We start from the raw sequence: 19,779 nt of genomic DNA, 5'->3' as shown, positions 1-19,779 counted from the left end.
TCCAACCAAGGAGTTAGCCATGTCCGATCAGAAACCAGACCGAACCGGACTTAGTCGCCGGGGCTTCCTGGGCACCGCCGCATTGTCCGGTGCCGCAGGGCTCGTCGGCGGTGCGCACCTAAGCGGCGCGCATGCCAAAGACAACAAGGCAAGCGGCCAGTCCGGCCATATCGCCCCGGGCGAACTCGACGAATACTACGCCTTCAACTCGGGCGGCCAATCGGGTGAAGTCCGCATCCTGGGCTTGCCGTCCATGCGCGAACTGATGCGCATCCCGGTATTCAACCATTGCAGCGCCACCGGCTGGGGCGTTACCAACGAAAGCCGCAAGATCCTGACCGACGGCCTTACGCCTGAAACCCGCGCGTTCCTGAAAGACAAGGGTGGCGTGTACCTGAATGGCGACGCGCACCACCCGCACATGTCGTTCACCGACAACACGTACGACGGACGCTACATCTTCATCAACGACAAGGCCAACAACCGCGTTGCGCGCATCCGCTGCGATGTCATGAAGACCGACAAGGTCATCGAGATCCCCAACGCCTCGGGCATCCATGGCCTTCGCCCGCAGCGCTATCCACGCACGGGCTACGTCTTTGCCAACGGCGAGCACATCGTTCCGCTGCCCAACGACGGCATCGTCACCGACAACCCCAAGGAAAACTTCTTCGCCATCTACACCGCCATCGATGGCGAGACAATGAAGATCGCCTGGCAAGTCCTGGTCGACGGCAACCTCGACAACGGCGACGCCGACTACCAGGGCAAGTACGCCTTCGCCACCTGCTACAACTCCGAAAAGGGCCTGACAGTCGAAGAAGCGTCGGCCAACGAACAAGACTGGGTGGTGGTGTTCAACATCAAGCGCATCGAAGAAGCCATCAAGTCCGGCGACTTCAAGACGATGGGCGGCGTGCCGGTGGTCGATGGCCGCCATGGCTCGAAGTACACGCGCTACATTCCCGTGCCCAACTCGCCGCACGGCTGCAATGCCGCCCCCGACGGCATCCACGTGGTGCTCAACGGCAAGCTCTCGCCCACCGTTACCGTGCTCGACGTGCGCAAGCTCGACGACCTGTTCAACGACAAGATCAAGCTGCGCGACGTGGTCGTGGCCGAACCGCAGCTTGGCCTGGGGCCCCTGCACACCGCCTTCGACGGCCGCGGCAACGCCTACACCACGCTGTTCATCGACAGCCAGATGGTCAAGTGGAACCTCGACAAGGCCCGCCGCGCCTACCTGGGTGAAAAGGTCGACCCCATCATCCAGAAGCTCGACGTGCACTACCAGCCCGGCCACAACCACAGCACCATGGGCGAAACCCGCGAGGCCGACGGCAAGTGGCTGGTGTCGCTGAACAAGTTCTCGAAAGACCGCTTCCTGAACGTCGGCCCGCTCAAGCCCGAGAACGACCAGCTGATCGACATTTCCGGCGACGAAATGAAGCTGGTGCACGACGGCCCCAGCTTCGCCGAGCCCCACGACATGCTGCTGGTGCACCGGTCCAAGGTGCATCCGCTCAACGTCTGGAAGCGTGACGACCCCATGTGGGAAGACGCGCGCCAAATGGCCATGAAAGACGGCGTGGTGTTGGAAGATGCCGCCAAGATCGTGCGCGACGGCAACAAGGTGCGGGTCTACATGATCGCGGTCGCCCCCATGTTCAGCATCAAGCAATTCGAAGTCAACCAGGGGGACGAAGTCACCGTCGTCGTCACCAACATGGAGGTCATCGAAGACCTTACCCACGGTTTCACGCTCGAAGGCCATGGCATCGCCATGGAAATCGGCCCGCAGGCCACCGCCTCGGTCACTTTCACGGCCGACCGCCCGGGTCTCTACTGGTACTACTGCCAGTGGTTCTGCCATGCGCTGCACATGGAAATGTCCGGGCACATGATCGTGCGGCCCAGGAAGGCCTAGGTTCCGCATGCAGCATGCCTCACCCGCGTCGGTACGCGGCGTCGCTGGCCTTGGCGCGCTGCTGGCTGGGCTTGCCCTGGCCGGCGGCGCGGCCGCGGCCGTCGTCGACGTACCGGCCGGGGCAGGCCTGCAGCAGGCGGTGACCGCGGCCGCCGCCGGCGACGTGCTGCGCCTGGCACCCGGCGAATATCCGGGCAACCTGGTCATCGACAAGCCGCTTACCCTGGAAGGCCCGCCCGACCGCTCTGCCATCATCATGGGCGAACGCAGCGGCCGCACCATATGGGTACGCGCCGCCGACGTCACCCTGCGCCGGTTGAGCATCCGCCATTCCGGCCTCAGCCTGCCCGACATGGACGCCGGCGTGTTCCTGGATCGTACGGCACACGGCGCGCTGATCGAACACAACGACATCCTCGACAACCTGATGGGCGTGTACGTCTGGGGCCCCAACGCCGCCCTGGTGCGCGCCAACCGCATCGTCGGCAACACCGAATTGCGCGTGGCCGAACGCGGCAACGGCGTGTCCGTATGGAACAGCCCCGGCACCCAGGTGCTGGACAACGACATATCGGCCGGCCGCGACGGCATTTTCTCGAACACCAGCAAGCACAACCTGTTCCGCGGCAACCGCTTCCGCCAGCTGCGCTATGCGGTGCACTACATGTATACGAACGACAGCGAAGTCAGCAACAACGTTTCTGAAGACAACGATATCGGCTATGCCATCATGTATTCCCACCGGCTGGTGGTACGCAACAACCTGGCGGTACGCAGCAACGACCAGGGCATGATGTTCAATTACGCCAACGACGCCGTCATCACGGGCAACGTGGTGCAGGGCGGCGCCAAGTGCGTGTTCCTGTACAACGCCAACAACAACCGCTTCGAGTTCAACCACTTCCAGGGCTGCGATATCGGCATCCACTTCACGGCCGGCTCCGACGGCAATGCCATATCCGGCAATGCCTTCATCCAGAACCAGAACCAGGTCAAGTACGTGGGTACGCGCGTCATCGAATGGTCGCGCGACGGGCGTGGCAACTACTGGAGCGACAACACCGCGTTCGACCTGGACGGCGACGGTATTGCCGACACGGCGTACCGCCCCAATGGCATCGTCGACCAGGTCCTGTGGCGAGCTCCCGCCGCCCGCATCCTGCTGAACAGCCCCGCGGTGTCCATCGTGCGGTGGGCGCAATCCCAGTTTCCGGCACTGCTGCCGGGCGGTGTCATCGACAGCGCCCCCTTGATGCGCGCGCCCGACCTGCCGGCCGCGACTGTCACGGGGCCATTGCAATGATCACCACTCAAGTCGCCCTGGCGGGCGCCAGCAAGCATTATGGCCAGCACCGGGCGCTGAACGGCGTCGACCTGGAACTGCGCGCCGGCGAATGCGTGGCGCTGGCCGGGCACAACGGCGCGGGAAAAAGCACGCTGATCAAACTGGTGCTGGGCCTGATCCGCCCCACCCATGGCCGGGTCTTGCTACTGGGACACGATGCCGACAGCCGCCAGGCCGCACGCCTGCGGCACGATATCGGCTACCTGCCCGAGACCGTGGCCTTGTACCCCGCCATGACCGGCGCCGAAACCCTGGACTTCTACGCGCGCCTGAAGCGCCAGCCGCTGGCGCGCAACGCGGCGCTGCTGGAACGCGTCGGCATCGCCGACGCTGCCAGGCGCCGGGTGGGCGGTTATTCCAAGGGCATGCGGCAACGGTTGGCGCTGGCCCAGGCGCTGCTGGGCCAACCACGCATCCTGCTGCTCGACGAGCCCACCACCGGCCTGGATCCGGCCTCGCGCCTGATGTTCTACGAGATCGTGCGCGAACTGCGCAGCACCGGCACCACCGTGCTGCTCAGTACGCATGCGCTGGCCGAGATCGCCAACCACGTCGACCGCGTCATCGTCATGAAGCACGGCCACAAGATCGCCGACGGCACGCTGGCGCAACTACGCCAGTCCATCGGGGTGCCCGTGCGCATCGTACTGACGCTGGCGCAACCCGTACCCGCCACGGCGCTGCCCGCCCCCTGGCAGCACCTGGGCCCGGCGCGCTTTGAACGACTGTGTCCCGAAACCGACAAGGTCGGTGTCATCCGCGACCTGGGCAACATCGGCCTGCCCATCGCCGACATCGACATCCATACCCCCAGCCTGGACGAGATCTACGCCCACTTGCTCGAACGGAAAACCCCATGAACGCCGTCCTGACCATCATCGGCAAAGAAATCCGCGACGGCCTGCGCAACCGCTGGGTACTGGCCACCGCGCTGCTGCTGGCCGGCCTGGCCTTGTCGTTGGGCCTGCTGGGCAGCTCGCCCACCGGCGCCGTCAAGGTCGACCCGCTGACGGTTACCGTGGTCAGCCTGTCCAGCCTGTCGATCTTCCTGGTGCCGCTGATTGCCATGCTGCTGGCCTATGACGCCATCGTCGGCGAAATCGACCGCGGCACCCTGGCCCTGTTGCTTAGTTACCCGGTGTCGCGTTGGCAGGTCATCATCGGCAAGTTCGTCGGCCACCTGGCCATCCTGGCCCTGGCCACCACCGCGGGCTACGGCTTTGCCGGGCTGACCCTGCAATGGCTGCACGGCGGGGCCGATGCGGCCGCCTGGCGCCCCTTCACCCTGCTGATCGTGGCCAGCGTGCTGCTGGGCGCCAGCTTCCTGGCCATGGGCTACCTGATCAGCACGCTGGTGCGTGAACGCGCCACCGCCGCCGGCATTGCCATTGCGGTGTGGCTGTTCTTCGTCGTCATCTACGACATGGCATTGCTGGGCCTGCTGGCAGCCGACCAGGGCCGCACCGTCACGCCCGGCCTGCTCGACACCCTGCTGCTGCTCAACCCGTCCGACGTCTATCGCCTGATGAACCTGACCGGCTTCGAGAACATCTCGATGTACGCCGGCATGGCCGGCGTCAGCGGCCAGGCCAGCCTGGGGTTGCCCGCCCTGGCACTGGCGCAGTTGCTGTGGATCGCCGTGCCCTTCCTGCTGGCCGCGGCCTGCTTCCAAAGGAAATCCCTATGAATCCGCTACCCGCCTGGCGCCGCCATGCCAGGCGACTGGCCGGCGCAATGCTGCTGGCCACCCTGGCGGCCTGCGGCGGCGACGAGCGTCATGCCGCCGCGCCGCCCGCACCGCAAATCGTTACGGCCGAAGCCGTGGGCCACTACTGCGGCATGGCCTTGAACGAGCACACCGGCCCCAAGGGCCAGATCTTCCTGACCGGCCGCGACACACCCGTGTGGTTCTCGACCATAAAGCAGGTGTTCGCCTATACCGTACTGCCCGAAGAACCCAAGACCATCAGCGCCATCTACGTCAACGACATGGCCGGCGCCGAGCGTGGCCAACAGCCCGATCCGGCCGCCTGGATCGATGCCCGCCGCGCCTACTACGTGATCGAAAGCCGCTACATCGGCGGCATGGGCGCCGAAGACGCCATGCCGTTCGCCCAACTTGCCCAGGCCGAGGCTTTTGCCCAGATCCATGGCGGACGCATCGCCGCTTTCAACGAAGTGCCGGAAAGCTACATCTTTTCGCAAGCCTCGCCCACGCCTGCCCCTGCCTCTTGATCGCCCGGACACCGCCATGACCACATCCGTCCGTACCCGCCGCCGCTTCATCGGCATTACCGCCGCCGCATCCACCCTGGCCATGATGCCAGGCGCACTACGACTGGCCCGGGCCGGCACCCCGCCCCCCGGTGCCATCGAACCCCTGACCTGGCGCGGCATCGCCCTGGGGGCCGATGCGGAACTGCGCCTTTATCACCCCGACCCACACATCGCTAGGCGCTTGCTGGCCCAGTCCCTGGCAGAACTGCAGCGCCTGGAAGGCCTGTTCAGCCTGTATCGCGAAGACAGCGCACTGGCCACCCTGAATCGCCAAAGCTTCCTGGACGAACCGCCCGCCGACCTGCTGCGGCTGCTAAGCGAAAGTCTCCATTACAGCCGCCTGACCCACGGCGCCTTCGACCCAAGCGTACAACCCCTGTGGCGGTTGTATGCCGACCACTTCTCGCGCGCCGATGCGAACCCCGCCGGCCCTTCGCCCGCGGCATTGCGCGACACACTGGTACGCATCGGCTACGCCGCCATCCAGGCAGACCCGCAACGTATCCAGTTGATGCGGCCCGGCATGGCACTGACACTGAATGGCATCGCCCAGGGCTACATCACCGATCGCATCACCGAACTGCTACGTGTAGGTGGGTTGGATCGGGCCCTGGTCGACCTGGGTGAAATCCGCGGACTGGACGCTCGTCCCAATAGTGGTGCGCCTGCGTGGCGGGTAGGGCTGGCCCAGCCGCAAGCGCCCGACCAGGTCTACACCACAGTAGATATCCGCAACCAGGCCCTGGCCACCTCTGGCGGCTACGGCACGCCCCTGGACCCGGCCGGCCGCCATACGCACCTGTTCGACCCGTGTACCGGCATCGCCCAGCCGCGTTACCGCAGCGTGTCGGTGCTGGCCGGCACCGCCACCATGGCCGACGCGCTGTCCACAGCCTTCTCGAACATGGCCCTGGCAGAGACCGCGCCGGTGGTCCGGCAATTGGGCTTGCGAGTGTGGTTCGTGCTGCCCGATGGCAGCGTGCGGCAGCAAGCTGCCCAGGCTCCAAGCGAGAACTTGGAAGTCCGCATATAATGGCGAACTTTCCGCCAGCCAACCCATTTTCGGGTTGCGCGCCTGCCCTGCCCGGGTGGTGAAATTGGTAGACGCAGGGGACTCAAAATCCCCCGCCGCAAGGCGTGCCGGTTCGATTCCGGCCCCGGGCACCAGTCTAAATTTCCTCGTATTTACAGGTATTTAGCTGGATTCGAAGCCTAACCCTGACACCAGGGGATTTTCCAAGTTTGTGAGCCAGGTACAGTTTCGGTACAGTGGCGAAGCACCGAGCGTACTTTCGGAGCTTTTACACGCATGGCTACTATCGTTAAGACACCATCAGGGACATGGAAAGCCGTCATTCGGAAGACGGGCTGGCCGACTTCGTCTAAAACATTCAGAACCAAACGCGACGCTGAGGACTGGGCACGCCGCACGGAAGATGAGATGGTGCGCGGGGTCTACATTCAGCGAGCGCCCGGTGAACGCATGACACTCGAGTCGGCACTGACACGCTACCTACGGGAAGTCACGCCCTCCAAGCGGGAGTCGACGCGCGCCTCTGAGCACAAAAAAGCCCAGCCGCTGCTAAAGCACCTTGGGAAGTACTCATTAGCCGCCCTGAGCGCCGATATCGTGGCGCAGTACCGCGACATGCGCCTGACGGGCGACCCAGACGAGAACGGCAAACTGGTTCCGCGCAGCAATAACACTGTCCGCCTGGAACTCGCGTTGCTAAGCCATCTGTTCACCATTGCGATTAAGGAATGGGCGTTGGGCCTGCCTTTCAATCCCGTGTCCCAGATTCGCCGCCCGGCTCCCGGCGCTGGCCGTAATCGTCGACTAACGCCTGCGGAGAACAAGCAGCTGTTGGCCGCTGTGGATGCCTACTCCAACCCGATGTTTAGCTGGATCGTACGAATCGCCCTGGAAACGGGGATGCGGCTGTCTGAAATCGGCGGTCTACGTCTTGGCCAGGTTGATTTGCAAAAACGCGTTGTACGGCTGGATATCACGAAGAACTCTTCACCACGCACCGTGCCGCTGACGAAGGCCGCTACGACTGCATTTCAAGCTGCTATGGACAACCCGACTCGGCCACCTGAAACAGACCTGGTGTTCTTTGGTGAACCTGGTCGTGATGGCGTGCGACGCTCATATCTATTCGACAAGGCTTGGACTGACGCCAAGAGAAAGGCGAGGCTAACGGATTTCCGGTTCCATGATCTCAGGCATGAGGCAGTCAGCCGGCTAGTGGAGGCCGGGCTATCAGATCAGGAAGTAGCCGCAATCAGCGGGCACAAGTCTATGCAGATGCTAAAGCGGTATACGCATCTGCGGGCCGAGGATCTGGTGGGAAAGCTGGACAAGCTAGATCACTAAACGTCTGCTTTCGACCCTAAGCAGACATCGAGTATAAAAGCTCAAGCGATGGTTCTGAATCGAAGCCATTGAGTATTTCGACTAGGCCTGCTCAGGCAAATTGTGGTTATCAGGTGAGGAGTTCTCTCGAATGGTGCCGGTTGTAGCGGGCCAGAAGCTTCACAACTTTGTAGGATTCATTCGGTACATGTGTCGATCATGTTCCATTTTGAATAGTGGTATTTCCCTTTGACAGCATACCTCTTTAATTTTTTCCTCATTAGCTTTAGAGATGTGCGAGCCACAAAAGACAGCAGTGGGCTTCGGCATACCCCAGGGGCGCGGCGTTTCCATTACTCCATTGGCAAACACCAACCTCCACTCCTTTTCATACGACCAGTCTGATGCTTTGTATAGCGCAGCCAAGTTAAGATACAGATTATTAAAGCGCTTGCTTTTAACAAGTTTCATGAGCTCCGTGGCATCAAACACATCGTCGCTATAAACAACAGGAAACATAAAGCGAGACGTCAGCTGGTGCACCTCTGGTCGTGTGACGTCGTATTCGATGCAAAAGCCCTGATGATTGTAGGAGTAGTGTGCCCACATGAGAGTTGAGTCAACACGCTCAGAAAACGAACAAAGCCGTATACCATCTTTGATCTTATCCCCAGCCTTTTGGAACTCAGAAATAACGCCCTTAGACCTCTTTATCAGAGAGTCGTGCATGATTGGCGTAAGTAATTTTCTTAAACCATCCGGCAAGTCTTTTGCAAATACATCAAGAAGGCTTTCATAATTGATGTAATGGTGACAGTCATAGGGATCGTTAAAAGTCAGCGGATCGGCAATCCAAACCGTATCCTCCTCTAAGTTTTTCAGGGACCGACCATCCTCATCAAACGAGCGGTACTTATAAAGGCTCTTTGGTATGTTTTTGTTTTTTAGATTAAAACCAGCCTCTATATCAAGGCCTTCCCGATTCAGAGGAAACACAAGTTTGTGAAATTCTTCAATCCAACTCATAACAGTCTGCTCTCCACACCACTTAATATTTTTATTCTAAAAGAACGAGCGTTTGAAGGCGTTCAGTTAAAGTGCTTGTTAAGACCGCAGAACCCTCGGCGTTTCCTAGACATCCGATATTTCGCCTGTGCTGCGGGTCTGAACGTCTACTTTTGGCCGAGAGCGGACATTAGTGAGCAATACCAAGGCGATCCGGATCTCGACCGCACCTTGCTGCCACACAGGTTTAGTCCATCCATGGCTTCGGATTCACGCGTAATGCTGGCGTTTCCGACGGTGGCACGTCGCTGCAAAACGCCATTTAGTTGCGATCGAAGCAACGCTGTGACATCTCAACCAGCTAAGTCACCTTTAGCACCACTACAACAAGACAAGCTCTCTCAGGTTCTCCAAAATTTGATCGGAAGCACCTTCCGCCGATACGCCCCAAGCTTGGGACAGATGTTGAACGACCACGCCGCACTCGGCTGGCGCTAGGACCCGTCCACGCATTTTTGCAAAGGGACCATCTGTCTCAGTAAGAACGCGCTCGGGCGGCATAAGCCTCACAAGTTCACGGCCCTTCGCTCCGCTGACCATCGCGCAGCCAACAGAGAACCAGCAGTCCATTTCCACGGCCCTAGCCAATTCTTGCTTAGTTCCCGAGAACCAATGAAGTATCGCGACGCCAAAACCTTTGTGCTGCTCCAAAGCATCCATCACCTCCGTCGCGGCGTTACGGCTGTGGATGGTCAAGATTCTTCCACCGTGGTCAGCACACGATTGCAGGATATGGTGAAACACCTCCACCTGCTGGCTCCAGAACTCGCTGCAGTCGGCCCCGCCATCCAAACCCACCTCTCCAACGTATCGAGCCTCAGGCAAAAGGCGGTCAAACAGGTGGAGCTCCCCAATGCGCTGCCCTGCCAACTGAGGATGGAGTCCCAAGGCAGTCTTTATTCGAGGATACCGGTTCGCTAACGCACGCGTTTTGAGCCAAGCGGAAGGTGTAGTAGTGACCGACAAAACATAGGCACCTCTATTCCCCACTCTCTCGATCTCCACCCCAGGATCGGGATAGAGATCGAGATGGCAATGCATATCTACAGATGGAGCCGGCATCAGAACTTGACTTGAGACTTGAGATAGTTCTCAACCTCAATCATTCCACGCCGCACCGCATCCACACGAGAAACACGGTCCACTGCAGACAGCGGCATCGGTCCTGTCTGTGCAACCCACTTCCCAATGTCGGTCGTAGGAAGCCGCCTAGCCGCCAGCAACATCGCCATCAAATCATCGGAGTCGGTTCCATGATCCAAAAAGTGCTGGAGAACTTCCCCCTCGGGTTGATAGTCCGTTCCGTCCTTCATGCCAGCGCTATGGTATGCGGCGCGGCGGATTAGACATGGCACGCATCGGCCGCACTGGACTCTCTTGCGCTTCCACTTTCCGCAAGAGACAGTCCTGTCTGCAATCTGTCTCAGACGGACTTGGTCCAGACAACCCATTATCATTTCGCCCTTGCTCTTACTCGCATAGGGATTCTCGATGTCGACCAGCAAGCCAACCTGGTCACAAACCTTCTGTAGGAGGTCTAGGTAGTACGGATGCGTTGTTCTAGTACTAAGAGCACCAATCCGGCGAGGGGTTAACGGCGGATTCAACGCGATCAAACCATTTTCCGGTACGAATAGAGTCCGGCGATTGTTATCAAACCCTACCAAAGCGGAAGCCATCAAGACCCCCATGGCTAGGAAGTTGAAGCTACGAGTTCGCATTTGAACATCGTGACCTACCGCCAACCAGCCGCGCGGATTTGCTTGTGCACCAAACCTGACCAAACCGCCGCCCAACATCTTGAGAATTTCGACTTGGCGCTGAGCGTCATGCGTGTAGGCGTGGCTTACAAGAAAAGGATTACGGCCTTTGCTGAGCAGATCCAGCATCCCTATGGCGCTATCCAAACCACCTGAGAACAAGCATGCACAGTCGCAAGGCTTTGGGTCGATCACCAGCCTAGATCGCACCTTGAAAACGGGTGGCGGGGCACCGCCTCCCACAAAATTGATAGACCAAACATCTCCACTCAGGAAATTAAGCGCACGCGTCAACAGGGGCTGCACCGGGATCCAGCGAGCAGGATCAACCAGCGCCACTGTGAGTTGAATATCCCTAGCCCATCCATCGGCAGCGTCATCACGATTGACGAATGTATCCGACGCAGTGACAGCCATTGATAGTGAAAGAAAATCAAAAGCAACGGGGTCGACGGGAGCCTTCAGACGGGTCAACCGATTGTAGAGGCCAAGCCCGATCGCAGCCACTCCTTTCTTGCTCGGGGTGCTGCCATATAAGTGGACCGGAATTACATCCGACTTGGGAGCTGGGAGTTTAATCAGCTCGGGGTGAACGAAGACAGCGGTCATGGCTGGTATTCCTCCCACTCTTTCCAAACTTCCTTGATGGCCGCAAGTTGCACGACTTGCATTTCGTTGGTGGTCAGCTGCGAAATATTCCCCGAGAGCAAGGGCTTCATATGCTTGTCAGTAACAACCTGAACAAGTTGCATCAGTTCCTTTTCCGCTCGCTCTACCGTCTCTGGTGTGCTCCCCTTCGTAAACGCCTTATCCGAATCCATTACAACTGCTTGGAAAATCGATAACGTCGTGTAGGCCACCATCAGGTTTATAAGAATCTCGTCTGTGATGCTAGCAAAGTCGAACGCTGACACCCCATCCAGGCAGACGGAGAGGGCCTCATTGAGCACCGTCCGGATCCGGTCAGCGTCGCCATTTTCTGGCACCAGAACATCAACCAAAGCATCGATGACTTCACGCGTTGGTCTACCAGCCAGAGCAGCGAGCTTGACTGAAACGCCTGGTAAGTTTGTTCGAAGCTGATTTAGTGTTCCGAACAGGCCGGCACCTGCTTGGGCGATCGCACCGAATCGTCTCGGACCTACGGAAGAGCCTCCGGTAGAGGAGCGGGCATAGCAGTTGAGCGCCTTGCTCAACTGCTGGCCATCGCCGGTCGCCACAAACCTGCCAAGATGGATCCGGAAGGACCGAAAGCGGTTGTCCTCTGGATCCGGCCCAGGCCCTTGCCCGTCTACATCCGCCCATGGTGGCACGAGGGGGCTGCGGTTATTCGCCCCCCTACTTGATGTTGATGTTCCCATTTACGCTATTCCCTTAGCCCATGCCTTATCACCTAAGAGCGCCTTCAACCATGGTGATTTCTTTCCTTGCAGGCCTCCTAAGAACGCACCAAGCTGGCGACCAGCCTCTACATCCGCATCAGCCAGCAGAACCGCGCCATTTATCGCGTCTGGACGGTCACTCCAATCCGCATGCCCTCGTAGAGAAGCCAAAAGTTCTCGCATTACGGCCCCATGCTCTCCTGGAGCAATCCCGGCAATTGCCATTGCGGCAGCGGGTGACGAGAGTGTCTTCACATTGACAAGCCGTAGAACTGCGTCAGCAGACGACTGAGACATGTCGCCGGCAACGGAACGAAGCACGGCCGTTTCCTTACTTAGATAGACGAGCGGTCTCAAATCAATTCCGCCCAAAACGGGCTTCAATCCAAGCCAGTCATGGAGAAAAGTCAAGCTCTTACGCCACTCGTCGGGACAAGCTTCTTCAAACCTCTTGGGGTCATCTGCTAGCTTTTCCAAAGTAACTATCAGCTCAGGCTTTCCTTGAGAGGCCTCATTTATGAGCGCGTAAAGCTTCCTAACAGCTACTGGATCAACACAGCGCTCAAACAAAGCAAATTTCGCAACCATCGCCTCATCGACCGGCATGCCGCGCCGCGCTGCTATGCGGGCTCGCAAACGCACAACATTGAGAAGTCGTTTGACGATCCGTGGATTTCCCTCTACGAACGAGGAATTCGCCAAGAGAGCCGACATACGCTCGGCTATGTCAAAGCTTATTCTTATAGCCGCGTCGCCACCTACCAGCTTTGAGGCTGCCTCTACCGCTATTGGCGGTTCTTTCCAACTGGCACGCAGATTCTGCTCGAGAGAAGTTCGCAGCTTGTCCAGCTTGGCCTTGTCGACCTCGCTGGCCTCCGCAAACAGCATAAAAAGATAGGCGCGGATTTCTGTAACGCCGAGCCTCGGCACTCGCACTGGGATTTGGATGAGCTTATCCAAGTAATCCGTTACGTGCCGCTCATTGGCGCCATCGAAATGTTGACTCACCGAGTGGCGCACCATGTCTTCGTCGGCTGCCACAACAAAGGCAGATTGCTCCATGAAGAGGAACAGACGCAACGCCTCAAGCGTATGGATAGTCTGCTCTGGCAAACAGCGATCTAAATTGTCTACGAAGACCACTAGCGTCTTGTCTAACCCAATGAGTAACTTCTGAAATTCCTGGCGAAACGCGTCAACATGCTCAGGCGGGCTCTTCGTCTTTGCCGGGTCTACCAATCCGGCCACAGCTTTCACCCCGTCAGCTACTGCTTGAGTATCTTCGGCTTCTGAGGTTTCAGCGAACAACTTGTTAATGCCAGCCACTGCTTTGGAGCCCACTCCCATCAACGGCAGCCCATGCAAGGCGGCAACTACTTCTATTCCCAGCCCTAGGGTGCGTATTGTGTTCACACGTGCCAGCAAGCTTTTAGCAAGCCCCAGCAATCCTGCATCCTTCTTCGCGGCCTCATACAGCCGGCGTGCTATCACATCCATCAGTGCTGCGCGTGCATCGTCGTAGCCCTGATAGAGCCAGGCGTCGAACCGGATGATGATCACCTTGTCCTTTGCATCATCCTGCAATCGGTCTTCTATTAGGTTGAGCAGGCTGGACTTTCCTGTTCCCCACGTCCCGAATACGCCAACGGACACTGGCCGCATGCTAGGGTTGAGCAACACCTCCGATACAACTTCAGCTAGCTCAAGGTAGTTGAGGTAATCACGTTTTGTTTCGATATCAGACCACATATCTTCCCCTTGAGTCCCTTCCCTTGGTCGGTAGAGCCATTCTTATCTTGTGCCGGCGCGCCAGCGTCTCAATTGGCAGATTAACAAATTTCGGAAAATTTGGTAATCTTTAGTACTAAATCATTGCGCATGAATATAGATTAGGCACATAAGCATCGTGATTCTGCACGACGGGTCAAATGCCTGCTTTGGTTCGGAAGCCGCCGGTGGCAATGGGCCATTCGCGACCGGTTGCTGTCGTCCGGGCCTCGTCAAATAATGTTCTCTTCGCAAGACGCTGGCGCGAGTGTCAGATTTGGCAGAAAACAATATTCAACCGCGGGAGGATCATGGCGCGCATCCGACGGCTAGAAATCCGCAACTTTCGCTCAATCAAAACACTTGACTGGGCGCCCTCGGCGGGCATCAACTGCCTCATTGGCCCAGGCGACAGTGGCAAGTCGACCATTCTGGACGCTGTAGACCTATGCCTGGGCGCGCGGCGTAGCGTGGGCATCGCCGACACGGACTTTTATGGGCTTGTGGTCACCGAGCCCATCGTAATCGCGGTGACCCTGGGTGGCCTGTCGGACGAACTGTTGAGCCTGGAGGCCTACGGGGAATTTTTGCAGGCGTATGACGCAGCGACTGGGCAGATCGAGCCCGAACCCAGAGCTGAGATCGAGACTGCGTTGACGGTACGCCTGGAGGTAGGCGCGGACCTGGAACCGTCGTGGCGACTGTATTCGGAGAGAGCGCAGGAGCAAGGGCTGGAACGCGGCCTCGTCTGGAAGCATCGCGCCGCGCTGGCACCTGCACGCATCGGTAATTACGCCAGCGCCCATCTGTCCTGGAGCCGTAGTTCCGTGCTCAACAAGCTGACTGACGAACGACCTGATCTAGGCGCCGAGTTAGCTCGTGCTGCACGGGACGCGAGGACAGGATTTGGCAACCAAGCCGGTGCTCAATTGGCAGAGACCCTTCAGGTCGTGACGCGCACTGCCGTGGCCTTGGGCGTGCCAGTAGGGCAAGTCCAAGCCATGTTAGACGCGCATGCGGTCTCCGTTAGCGACGGTGCGATCGCGCTGCACAGCCAATCCGGCATCCCGCTGCGCTCGCTTGGGACGGGATCCGCACGCCTGCTCATGGCCGGGCTGCAGCGCGAGGCCGCTCAGGCAGCCACTATTGCGCTTGTGGACGAGGTCGAGTTTGGTTTGGAGCCTCACCGGCTCAAACGCCTGTTGGACTCCCTAGGAGCTAAGGACGCTACCCTCCCCCTTCAGGTATTCATGACAACACACTCGCCCGTTGCTCTACGCGAGCTTTCCGGGAGCCAGCTGTTCATCGTCAGGAGTGAAGGTGAGCGCCATGTGGTTCGCCCCGCAGGCGTTGCCGATCAGGTACAAAGCATTCTGCGCACAGACCCAGAAGCCTTTTTGGCGAGATCTGTCCTGGTCTGCGAAGGAGCCAGTGAGGTTGGACTTGCTCGAGGGCTCGACCAATATCGCGTGGAGGACCACAACCAGACGTCGTTCTTCGCCCTGGGAGGTGCATACGTCAATGCAGGCGGCAGCACACCGGACCTCTGCCTAGAGAAGGCGCTCGTCATGCGCCGGCTGGGCTACAACGTGACTGCATTTATTGATGCGGATAAGGCGCCGACGCCGGCGCTGCTTGAGACGGTTGCCGCCGAGGGCGTTGGTCTGCTCACTTGGCGAGCAGGCCGTGCGCTCGAAGATGAACTATTCATCTGCATGACGGACGCAGCGATCGACTCACTGCTCGGCTACGCCATCGAACGTATCGGCCGCGACGATGTGGCCGAACACATTCGATCCAAGTCTGACGGTCGGCGGACCCTCGATGCCATTGAGACTGAAAGAGCAGCGCACGGCGTCTACTCGGTGCCGACACGTGAGCTCTTGGGCCGTGCAGCCCGGGTCAGCAGGAACGGCTGGTTCAAGTCCGTATCTGCCTATCAGCACGTCGGCCGCAGGATCGTCGGCCCACATCTGCAGAACGCGGAACCAGGATTCCTCGATGTAATCAATCAGCTATGGACATGCACCCATGCCGCCTGAGCTCGACCTATTCGCAGTCGCCCGCGGGTCGATCACCGCGCCGGCGGGTTGCGGTAAGACACAGCTCATAGCCGATACGCTGACGGAGCATACGGGCAGCAAACCCATCCTCATCTTGACTCACACCAATGCCGGTGTCGCGGCATTGCGAGCTCGCATGTCTAGGGCGGCCATCCCTAGCTCAGCCTACAGAATTTCCACGATCGACGGGTTCGCGATGCGGCTTGTTGGAAAGTTTCCTCTGCGTAGTGGCCTTCCTGCCCAGACGCTGGAACTGGCCAATCCAGGTCAGGACTATCCAGCGATTCGGGAAGCCGCGGCTAATTTACTGCATGCTGGACACATCAATGCGTCGCTGCGGGCTACATACGCAAGGCTCTTGGTCGATGAATACCAGGACTGCAATGCGACACAGCACCGCATTGTCGCGTGGACTGCGGAGACGCTGCCAACGTGTGTACTCGGCGATCCCATGCAGGCAATTTTCGGATTCGGTGGCAATCGCCTGGTCAATTGGCAATCCGATGTCGAGACACAGTTTCCTTCGGTTGGCATGCTGCAGACACCTTGGCGGTGGCGGCTGGCTGGCACCGAGGAACTTGGGCAATGGCTGCTGAACGCGCGGATGCTGCTTCAGGCAGGCCTGTCTGTGGAACTGCAGGGAGCGCCAGTTGCAGTGCAATGGGTGCAGTTGAATGCAGCGACGGCCGAAGAGCAGCGCAGGGGCGCGGCTAGGACGCGTGGGCGCAACGCGGAGGACAGCGTGCTCATCATCGGCGACGCGATGAATGTCCGCGGGCGTTACCAGTTGACCAGCCAGACACCAGGGGCGACAGTTGTCGAGCGCGTCGACCTTGTCGAGTTCATCCAGTTCGCACGGACTTTCGATCCCGCGGGGGCCAATCCGCTGGGACAAGTAGTCGAGTTCGCCGCGAGCCTGATGACCGGCGTAGAAGCAACCGCGCTCCTGCAACGTGTACAGGTTCTGCAGTATGGCAGGCCTCGCAATCCTCCGACGCCGATCGAAGCTGCAGCCTTGGCGTTCGCGCAAGGTCCCAGTGTTGCCGCAGCGTCTCGTCTGCTGCAGGCTTTCGCCCGGCAGCCTGGTACCCGCGTATACCGTCCCGAGGTTCTTCGCTGCTGTCAGACCGCGATGCAGGTAGCCGCTCGTGGCACCTGCACATTGCACGCTGCAGCACTCCAGGAGCGCGAGCGTCAGCGTCACATGAGCCGGCCGGTTGCACGACGCGCCGTCGGCAGCACGCTCTTGCTTAAAGGACTCGAAGCGGATGTAGTGGTCGTGCTCGAGCCGCAGGCCATGACGGCCCAACACCTCTATGTTGCGCTGACACGTGGTGCGCGCCAAGTCATTGTGTGCTCGCCCACCAGCACTCTGACGCCGCGCGCGGGCGGTTGAAACGTTGACGTTTAACGTATGCCACGAATGAATGGACAGCGGGGAGTGCTGCAAAGCAAAGTTGAACACCTGCTTCGGGCTAACGATTTCAGCACGCTGTAGAACAGTGGCGGGGGGGGGGTGACGCGACTGTCGCGGCGCGCGGGACCGGATGCTCGTGCAGGCACGGTGCTTTCAACGCAGTTGAACGACTGTTGCCGAGGGTGGAGTTTTCTATCGAGGCCAATAGCATGCGATGGCCGGTGTTCGTGGTTGCCGTCACTCAGCCCCTGGCTTGTGAATGACCCTGATCAGTCTCAAGAGGCCATTCTGGACGCACGGGTAAGGGGCGGCTTCTCGTCGATAGCGGACCTACTCCCATTGCCCCCAACCCCAATCACGCGAATTTATGACAACGAGCATAGTTGCACAGATCGCCACGCCTATTGAGGCATAGTTCGAATAATGATGAGCGTCGGCTTTAGATATCTGGGGAATGTTGAGGTAGCTCAACGTATCAAGGATGGTCTTCTGGCGCCGTAGGGACGCGTAAAGTGAAGGAGATTCGGGCAAGGGGAAGTGTTGCGTGTGCCCTTCGTCGATAACTTCCTCGAGGCTTTCCGCCGCAGCTTTGAGGATGCTGGATTTGCTTTCATGCAATACGGCAAATGGGGCCAACTTCTGCTGGACCGAACTAGTCCATTCCGGGAACCGAGAATGGTCAATTCGAGTTCGAAGCTGTGTCACTAGGGAGCAGAAATATGGGTCATGAGCCAGCATGATCTCTTGATAGACGTTCGGGCTATCAAGGTGCTGCTGCTCAAATACCTGCCTAAAGTTTGAGCCCAATAAGTTCTTCTCGGCGGGATCAAGGTCAAATTCGATCTGGCTTACTCGATAAATACGCATCGAGATATTGAGCCCCGTTTGCCAAGCAAGCTGGCCTTTGAATGCGTAAAACACCATTTCCGCACACTCAAGGAGCACATGACGCAATGGACGCTCCGATGTGCCGGGGGAGCGCTGAGTATCGAACCTATCAACGAGTTCGACAATCTCGGTCAGAGTACTGCCAGCCAATTCGGCCAAACTATTGAGATGCCCTCTATTTGCTTGTCGGCTTTCTCGTAATGCTTGACGATAGACTTGATGGTGCTCTGCCAAGTGTGCGCGATAGCTATTGTGAGATGCAAAATCAGCAGAGCGGCTCTGCCGCTTCGCATAGACCGCGCTAATGATTGACACGATAAGCGCGCCCGTAGCTATGTAATCTGAAGTTGAAAAATCTAGCACAAGATGGGTACTCATCGACCGGTCGGATGCGTGACGTCAGCTCTTCACGTCTAAAGCAACCTGATTCTACTGTATGACAGTTGTCGTCCAGAGTGACAAACTTAATGCTCAGCGCGTTCGCTCAGCACCATGTATAACGTATATCAGCCCCTTGTTCTCACAAGCCATACCTGTCGCGGGATACGGAGTGCTGCCCGCCCAAGCGGGCACCAGGCCTGCCGCCCCGGCTCCTACCACGACACCCACTAGTCCCCCGGACTAGTGGGCTCCGGGCAACATGGCTTCCATACGCTGGATGAGTTATCGACGGCTGTGATTGGTCTACAGAGAGACAAGCAGTCAAGTGACGATGTCTTTGATTGCTGCGATATGCTCATCACCAGTCAGCTCACCATTAATAAAGCGACGATTAATCTCTTCAACTTCTGCTGATAGAACAAAACCCTCGAAACGAACGCTACCGCGAGCGAAGTTAATAGCCCGCAAGCGTGCGTCGCGCTCCTCATCATGGCTGATTACCTTACTGCCTGTAGAGACATTCATGCTTCACTCCTCGACCGGCGATTCGCCTATGTCCCATTTCTCCATGTCCACCATCACACGCGTAATCCCAACTGATCTCAGATAACGCATGCACGTTGCCCAGGATTTAAAGGTCCGGATGGTTCCTCGAACAGTCATCAACGGCAACGGCTCAGACCCCATAAACGAAATCATTACTTGAAAGCCATCAGCTGTTGCGCGTACTTCAGTAGAAAATACTGCGCCCGTTTTGGCAATCCCCACCAAAACCTTTGGGGTCAATATCATTGGTGCATCCATAGAACGTTTTCATCCACAAACCATATGAAAATGAATGATCAAAATATGCTATTTTGCGGCATTTTTCAACAGGAATTTTGATCATTTTTCTAACTTTTGTAGTTATGCAGTGCTTCCATAGCCATGCCTTGGCAATATTGCGTAATGCTTTGCTGTGATGTTGAACCAACGTTATCGGTGCTTGCCAAGCTGTACCGTCATCCGCTGCGATCTCTACACGCCGTTCATCTTTAGTGCAGCTTCAAGTCCACCATAGCAAGGCATTCCAGAAAAAAACAGGCAGTCAAAATCGGAGCTTGTATTACATTTGGCACCGAAAAGCCTATCCTGCCCTAGTAACTGCCCCA

Annotated in this window: 17 protein-coding genes and 1 tRNA gene; 10 read left to right on the top strand and 8 right to left on the bottom strand. The window is 58.4% G+C overall.

Annotation, left to right across the window (positions count from 1 at the left end):
- Window positions 1-19: 19 nt before the first annotated feature.
- The 8 genes from nosZ to KW845_RS09810 all read left to right on the top strand — a co-directional run bounded on the left by nosZ (window position 20) and on the right by KW845_RS09810 (window position 7,926).
- Window positions 20-1,927: a TAT-dependent nitrous-oxide reductase gene (nosZ, locus tag KW845_RS09845; RefSeq protein WP_218369048.1), complete on the top strand. Its 1,908-nt coding sequence runs from the start codon at window positions 20-22 to the stop codon at window positions 1,925-1,927.
- Window positions 1,928-1,934: 7 nt separating this feature from the next.
- Window positions 1,935-3,230, top strand: a complete 1,296-nt coding sequence (locus tag KW845_RS09840; protein WP_218369047.1) for a nitrous oxide reductase family maturation protein NosD — start codon at window positions 1,935-1,937, stop codon at window positions 3,228-3,230.
- Window positions 3,227-4,132, top strand: coding sequence for an ABC transporter ATP-binding protein (locus tag KW845_RS09835; protein WP_218369046.1), 906 nt, complete (start codon window positions 3,227-3,229; stop codon window positions 4,130-4,132). The genes KW845_RS09840 and KW845_RS09835 overlap by 4 nt, the downstream gene beginning before the upstream one ends.
- Window positions 4,129-4,959 carry an ABC transporter permease gene (locus tag KW845_RS09830; RefSeq protein WP_218369045.1) on the top strand — a complete coding sequence of 277 codons (831 nt, stop codon included), beginning with the start codon at window positions 4,129-4,131 and terminating at the stop codon, window positions 4,957-4,959. The genes KW845_RS09835 and KW845_RS09830 overlap by 4 nt, the downstream gene beginning before the upstream one ends.
- Window positions 4,956-5,507: a nitrous oxide reductase accessory protein NosL gene (locus KW845_RS09825; RefSeq protein ID WP_218369044.1), complete on the top strand. Its 552-nt coding sequence runs from the start codon at window positions 4,956-4,958 to the stop codon at window positions 5,505-5,507. The genes KW845_RS09830 and KW845_RS09825 overlap by 4 nt, the downstream gene beginning before the upstream one ends.
- 16 nt (window positions 5,508-5,523) lie before the next feature.
- Window positions 5,524-6,582 carry an FAD:protein FMN transferase gene (locus tag KW845_RS09820; protein ID WP_218369043.1) on the top strand — a complete coding sequence of 353 codons (1,059 nt, stop codon included), beginning with the start codon at window positions 5,524-5,526 and terminating at the stop codon, window positions 6,580-6,582.
- 49 nt (window positions 6,583-6,631) lie between these two features.
- A tRNA-Leu gene (locus KW845_RS09815) sits at window positions 6,632-6,716 on the top strand.
- Between the two features lie 142 nt (window positions 6,717-6,858).
- A complete protein-coding gene (locus KW845_RS09810; protein ID WP_218369042.1) occupies window positions 6,859-7,926 on the top strand; it encodes a site-specific integrase in 1,068 nt (355 codons plus the stop codon).
- Window positions 7,927-8,085: 159 nt separating this feature from the next.
- On the opposite strand, the gene KW845_RS09805 is transcribed toward KW845_RS09810, so the two are convergent.
- From KW845_RS09805 to KW845_RS09785, 5 genes are all read right to left on the bottom strand, one after another.
- Window positions 8,086-8,931, bottom strand: coding sequence for a DUF2971 domain-containing protein (locus KW845_RS09805; RefSeq protein WP_218369041.1), 846 nt, complete (start codon window positions 8,929-8,931; stop codon window positions 8,086-8,088).
- A 360-nt stretch (window positions 8,932-9,291) separates the two neighbouring features.
- A complete protein-coding gene (qatD, locus tag KW845_RS09800) occupies window positions 9,292-10,011 on the bottom strand; it encodes a Qat anti-phage system TatD family nuclease QatD (RefSeq protein WP_255592638.1) in 720 nt (239 codons plus the stop codon).
- 20 nt (window positions 10,012-10,031) lie between these two features.
- Window positions 10,032-11,339, bottom strand: a complete 1,308-nt coding sequence (gene qatC / locus KW845_RS09795) for a Qat anti-phage system QueC-like protein QatC (RefSeq protein WP_218369039.1) — start codon at window positions 11,337-11,339, stop codon at window positions 10,032-10,034.
- Entirely contained in the window at window positions 11,336-11,950 is a 615-nt protein-coding gene (locus KW845_RS09790) for a hypothetical protein (protein WP_218369038.1), read from the bottom strand. The genes qatC and KW845_RS09790 overlap by 4 nt, the downstream gene beginning before the upstream one ends.
- 141 nt (window positions 11,951-12,091) lie before the next feature.
- On the bottom strand, window positions 12,092-13,861 hold the full coding sequence (locus KW845_RS09785) for a P-loop NTPase fold protein (protein ID WP_218369037.1): 1,770 nt from the start codon (window positions 13,859-13,861) through the stop codon (window positions 12,092-12,094).
- Between the two features lie 329 nt (window positions 13,862-14,190).
- On the opposite strand from KW845_RS09785, the gene KW845_RS09780 reads away from it, so the two are divergent.
- The gene (locus tag KW845_RS09780) at window positions 14,191-15,921 is read left to right on the top strand and encodes an ATP-dependent endonuclease (protein WP_218369036.1); all 1,731 of its coding nucleotides are present in this window, start codon (window positions 14,191-14,193) and stop codon (window positions 15,919-15,921) included.
- Window positions 15,911-17,338: a UvrD-helicase domain-containing protein gene (locus KW845_RS09775; RefSeq protein ID WP_218369035.1), complete on the top strand. Its 1,428-nt coding sequence runs from the start codon at window positions 15,911-15,913 to the stop codon at window positions 17,336-17,338. The genes KW845_RS09780 and KW845_RS09775 overlap by 11 nt, the downstream gene beginning before the upstream one ends.
- Window positions 17,339-17,689: 351 nt before the next feature.
- On the opposite strand, the gene KW845_RS09770 is transcribed toward KW845_RS09775, so the two are convergent.
- From KW845_RS09770 to KW845_RS09760, 3 genes are all read right to left on the bottom strand, one after another.
- Window positions 17,690-18,625, bottom strand: a complete 936-nt coding sequence (locus KW845_RS09770; RefSeq protein WP_218369034.1) for a hypothetical protein — start codon at window positions 18,623-18,625, stop codon at window positions 17,690-17,692.
- Between the two features lie 324 nt (window positions 18,626-18,949).
- The gene (locus KW845_RS09765; RefSeq protein ID WP_218369033.1) at window positions 18,950-19,153 is read right to left on the bottom strand and encodes an antitoxin VbhA family protein; all 204 of its coding nucleotides are present in this window, start codon (window positions 19,151-19,153) and stop codon (window positions 18,950-18,952) included.
- Window positions 19,154-19,156: 3 nt separating this feature from the next.
- The gene (locus KW845_RS09760; protein ID WP_218369032.1) at window positions 19,157-19,432 is read right to left on the bottom strand and encodes a hypothetical protein; all 276 of its coding nucleotides are present in this window, start codon (window positions 19,430-19,432) and stop codon (window positions 19,157-19,159) included.
- Window positions 19,433-19,779 lie beyond the last annotated feature (347 nt).

Source organism: Bordetella sp. BOR01 (assembly GCF_019218885.1).
In the GTDB taxonomy this organism is placed as follows: domain Bacteria; phylum Pseudomonadota; class Gammaproteobacteria; order Burkholderiales; family Burkholderiaceae_B; genus Bordetella_A.
Note: the sequence above shows the minus strand (reverse complement) of the source record. Positions and strands in the feature narration are given on the sequence as shown.